Genomic DNA, 4,762 nt, shown 5'->3' with positions numbered 1-4,762 from the left:
AATCTTCCTTTCGAAAGGCTATCCCCCACTTTGAGGCAGGTTACCCACGTGTTACTCACCCGTCCGCCGCTAAGGATCCGCGATGTAAACATCTTAAATCCTCCGCTCGACTTGCATGTGTTAGGCACGCCGCCAGCGTTCGTCCTGAGCCAGGATCAAACTCTCAAATTAAAAGTTTGAACTAGCTGTTGATTACACTAGCTTTTGTTTCCGTCTTGCGACAGAAACGATTGTTTTTGATTTCTCAAAAGAATTACTTTGGTTTTTTACCTATATTCTGTTTAATTTTCAAAGAGCTTTGGTTTGTTTGGTTTGCCGCTCTCGTCAAGCGACTTGTCTATAATAGCATGAATTTCAAAATAGTGTCAACAGCAAAATCAAAGAAAATCAAAATACTTTTTCTCTGGGATGCCCAATTTACGGGCCTTTCGTGAAATCCATTGAGTCTGAAGAGCTTCTTCTTAGGTGCCAGCGCAGCTGGCGGAATCAAAAAGAGGAGGTGTGCTCCAATTAACTTGCAAACCTCCTCTCATTTTATCGGCGGATCTCCCGAACGGGTCGTCCTTCGATGTATCCCCGGTAGCCCTGGGGCTCCATCTGGAACCGGGGAGCATCCTCGTCAGCCCACTCGAATCCATAGAGTTTGGGATCATATTTTTTCATGAACTCCCACATTTCCTCGATGGCATCCCCGAACATTTCGTCATTGTAGGGTTCCCCCTGGAAAATCATCATTTTACAGGGCGGAAGCTCGATGAGTTCAAACCCTTCCGGTACCTCTTTGTCAAAATCCATAGGGACTTCCACTCCCTGAACATAGGCACTGGTACCTTCTTTTCGAAAGCTTTCTGGAAGCCACATGCCCACCGGCTCATAGAGGGCCTCCGGGATACTGACGAGAATTCCCCAAACATCACAGCCCACTTCCTCACAATACTCAAAGTAATGCTTGGCTTTCATGCCTCTCAAGATAATTGCTTTACGCTGGGGTCTCTCCACCACTTGTACAAATACCCCTTTGGTTTCTGATTTCATGGATTGATCCTCTCCTTTCAGACGTTCAAGATAACGATGGCTAACTTTGTAGGGAAGGAAAAGCCGGAGGGGCACCGGATGCCCGCTATACGATTTCGGGGCTATCCCAAACTCTTTGGTGAACGCCCGGGTGAAGCCTTCATGGGAAGAAAACACAAAGTCAAAGGCCACATCCAGGATTTTTCGGGGGCTATCCCGCAGCTCTAACGCTGCTTGACTGAGGCGCACTCTCCGGATGTAGTCAAAAGGATTACTCTGGGTTAGCTCCTTGAAGATACGAGAGGCATGTCCCGGGGAATACCCCGCTGCCCTCGCCAAATCCTTCATGGTGATCTCTTCATTGACATGGTCCAGGATATACTGCTGCATCTTTGCTACAGCTTGAAACTGATCTTCCGTTGGCATTCCCATCTCCCCCCTTTGAATTAAGGTTACCATAGTCACTCCAGAATTTCTTGACCGCAGCCATGATTATTTCGCCATCCACGTCAAAACAGATCTTCTCCTTGTCCTCTACTAAAGTAAAGAGGAATTTTAAAATGATTTTCATGATTATCGCGTATAATGAATGGAGAATCGTTCCAAGGAGGATCGCCATGAACTTAAGTCGAGCACTTTATCTTTCAGCCTATCTCATCAACTTTTTATTGGCTTTGACCATCATCTTCAAGGATCGGGAAAAGCCGGAAAAGTCCATCGGATGGCTGCTGATCTTTATGCTCATTCCCTTTGTGGGCCTCATCCTCTATGTACTTATCGGACGAAACTGGAAATCAAAAAATTTAAAAGAGCGCCTTTCGCCCGAAATGGTAGAATTTGTGAAAACCAGTCTGGAGGAATATGCCGGTCCCTATAAGGATATGGCGAAGCTCGTGACCATCGGCAATGGGAGTCCTCTCTTCCTCTACAATGAGGTGACGCTGTTCAAGGACGGCACCCAGAAATTTGAAGCTCTCCTTAAAGACTTGGCCAAGGCCCAGCACCATATTCATATGGAATACTATATTGTGAAATCCGATGAAACCGGCCGTAAAATCTTTGATCTCCTCATGAAAAAAGCCCAAGAAGGCGTAAAGGTCCGCTTTGTCATGGACAAAGTGGGTGGGCGTCGCTTTGACAAGGAGTATCTGAAGGAGGTCCGAAAAAGCGGCATCGAGCTCGTCACCTACAGTGCCCATTTCGCCAGCATCGGGAAATTCATCGACACCTCCATCAACTACCGCAATCACCGGAAAATGGTCATCATTGACGGTACCATTGGGTATCTCGGGGGCAACAATATTGGTGACGAGTATCGCGGTGAATCCAAATTCGGTTACTGGCGAGATACCCATATGCGGGTGGAAGGTGAGTTTGTCCTAGGCCTTCAGGCCTTGTTCTTCGATGACTTCTTCACTGTTCTCTCGATTAACGAGGAGTCCAAGAAATGGGAATATGACAAGCAGCGGCAGAAATATAAAAAAGAGAACGATCTTTCCCTCTACTTCCCCAAATCCCAAGTCACGAACTATCTTCCCATGCAGCTGGTCTATAACGGACCGGGCTCTCCCTACTCCACGGTGGAACAGCTTTTCCTGAAAATGATCTCCACCGCCAAGGAAAAGATTTATATCAGTTCCCCCTATTTTATCCCCTCCGATTCCCTCATGCAGGCCTTGAAGGTCGCGGTCCTCTCCGGCGTGGATGTGAAGATCGTGTTTCCCGAACAGTATGATCACCCTCCTGTGGGCCATGCCTCCATGACCTATATTAAGGAGCTTTTGGATGTGGGGGCTGAGTTCTACTATTATAATAAGAATGCCTTTTACCACAACAAGGCTCTAGTGGTGGACACCAGTGTCTGCACCTTAGGAACGGCCAACTTCGATGTGCGAAGCCTCTATTACAACTATGAGGTCAACGCTGTGATTTATGATGAACTCACCGCCGCCCGCATGGAAGGTCTTTTCTATGACGACATGGCCGTGAGCCGACTTCTGACGCTGGATGAATATAATGCCGGAAGTCCCTTTACCCATTGGAAGGAAAGCTTCTTCCGGGTCTTCTCTCTTCTCTTCTAAAGAAAATGCCCTGAACAGTTTGCTGTTCAGGGCATTTTTGAATTAACTTTCCAGAAGTTTCTTGGCGTCAATGTAGGCTGCAATGCCGGAGGCTACTTTCTTTGCTTCCTTCATAGCCAGCACCACCGTTGCCGGCTGATGCACCACATCGCCGCCGGCGAAGACCCCCTTGAGGGTGGTCATGCCATAGGGCTTTTCCCGGGTAATGACATACCCTTTGGAGTCCACATCGATTCCCTTGGTGGTGGAGACAATGCGCTTGGCCGGTTTGCTTCCGATGGCCACCAGGACCACATCGGCTTCCAGTTCTTTTTCCCCTGTGGGGGTGCTCACCTTCAGGGCTCTCAGCTTCTCGTCCTCCCCCAGGTACTCCAGGGGGCTGTGCTCGAAGAGGAACTCTACACCATCCTTCAGGGCATCTTCATACTCAGCCTTGGCTGCAGACATGGTGTCCTCCGTTCCCCGATACACCACATGAACCTGGGAAGCGCCGATGCGCACCGCCGTTCTGGCGGCATCCATGGCTACATTTCCGGCACCGATGACGATGACACGGCTGCCTTCCTTCACGGAGACATCTTCAGAGGTCAGCTTGCCTTCATTGGCCAGCATGGAGGTGCGGAGGAAATAGGAGGAGAGCTCAATTCCCTGGAGATCCTTTCCGGGAAGATCCAGGTTCTTGGCCACATTGGTGCCCGTGCCGATGAACACCGCATCAAACCCCTGTTCAAAGAGGGTATCCACCGTCACGTCCACCCCTGCCACTGTGCTAGTGATGAAGGACACTCCGTAGGACGCAATTTTGGCGATTTCGCGGCGAACCACATCCTTCTTCAGACGGAAGTCCGGAATCCCATAGAGTAGCACTCCGCCGGGTTCATCCTGGGCTTCATAGACGACTACGTTAAAGCCTTCCTTCGCCAGATCACCGGCGATGGTAAGACCTGCAGGTCCGGAACCAATGACGGCGACTTTCCCGCGGGTCTTGCGTGGAATCTTCTCGTTGATCAGTCCCATATTATGATCAAAATCAGCAGCAAAGCGCTCCAGTTTTCCAATACGGATTTCCTTACCCGCCTTGGCCAGAATGCAGTGCCCTTCGCACTGGAGGTCATGGGGACAGACTCTTCCGCAGATGGCGGGAAGATTGCTCTTTCGGGCAATGATTTCCCTGGCCTCTCCAAAATTCCCCTTGGAGATCTCTTTAATGAATTCCGGAATGTAGTTCTCAATGGGGCATCCGGTGATGCAGGTGGGATTTTTGCAGTTTAAGCACCGTTTGGCTTCCGCCACCGCTTCTTTAATCGTATACCCCCGATCGCTGTCAATGAAATAAAGTCCACTTGATTCCATGATCTTTCCTCCTTTGTGCGTTCCGGCCCCCCGCCATCTCTTGGTTTCTCCAGGGTTCCGAAATATCTATACTGGAGTATTTTGCCATACCTGTTAAAATTTGTCAATCATTTGACGCGAAATTTAAGTTCTAAAACAGAGAAAATACAATGGGGCTCAAGGCTTGTCACGTTTATATCATAACAATCTACGGGGATAGACCCGATCGTAAGTGCAGCATTCTTTAAATTTAACGACAAAAAAGCCTCCGAGCGTTAGCTCGGAGGCTCTGTAACTGGCATCCCCCTACTTTCCCACAGAGCTGCCCCTGCAGT

At 49.1% G+C, this 4,762-nt stretch carries 3 protein-coding genes and 1 rRNA gene; 1 reads left to right on the top strand and 3 read right to left on the bottom strand.

Going from position 1 to position 4,762, the window contains the following annotated elements; genetic code table 11:
• Window positions 1–171 (bottom strand): 16S ribosomal RNA (locus KCG48_RS14270); the annotation flags it as partial.
• A gap of 363 nt (window positions 172–534) precedes the next feature.
• A complete protein-coding gene (locus KCG48_RS14265; protein WP_211802850.1) occupies window positions 535–1,440 on the bottom strand; it encodes a helix-turn-helix transcriptional regulator in 906 nt (301 codons plus the stop codon).
• Between the two features lie 191 nt (window positions 1,441–1,631).
• Here KCG48_RS14265 and cls point away from each other — a divergent pair, with 191 nt between their 5' ends.
• Entirely contained in the window at window positions 1,632–3,095 is a 1,464-nt protein-coding gene (gene cls / locus KCG48_RS14260; protein ID WP_211802849.1) for a cardiolipin synthase, read from the top strand.
• Between the two features lie 42 nt (window positions 3,096–3,137).
• On the opposite strand, the gene KCG48_RS14255 is transcribed toward cls, so the two are convergent.
• Window positions 3,138–4,448, bottom strand: a complete 1,311-nt coding sequence (locus KCG48_RS14255) for an NAD(P)-dependent oxidoreductase (protein ID WP_211802848.1) — start codon at window positions 4,446–4,448, stop codon at window positions 3,138–3,140.
• Window positions 4,449–4,762 lie beyond the last annotated feature (314 nt).

Source organism: Proteiniclasticum sediminis (assembly GCF_018128025.1).
GTDB lineage: Bacteria > Bacillota > Clostridia > Clostridiales > Clostridiaceae > Proteiniclasticum > Proteiniclasticum sediminis.
This window is presented reverse-complemented; position numbering and strand designations above follow the sequence as displayed.

What these genes read in the sequence shown, in the direction of transcription:
- KCG48_RS14265 (WP_211802850.1), bottom strand. Translation starts at nt 1,440, where the DNA reads ATGCCAACGGAAGATCAGTTTCAAGCTGTAGCAAAGATGCAGCAGTAT.
- KCG48_RS14255 (WP_211802848.1), bottom strand. Translation starts at nt 4,448, where the DNA reads ATGGAATCAAGTGGACTTTATTTCATTGACAGCGATCGGGGGTATACG.
- cls (WP_211802849.1), top strand. Translation starts at nt 1,632, where the DNA reads ATGAACTTAAGTCGAGCACTTTATCTTTCAGCCTATCTCATCAACTTT.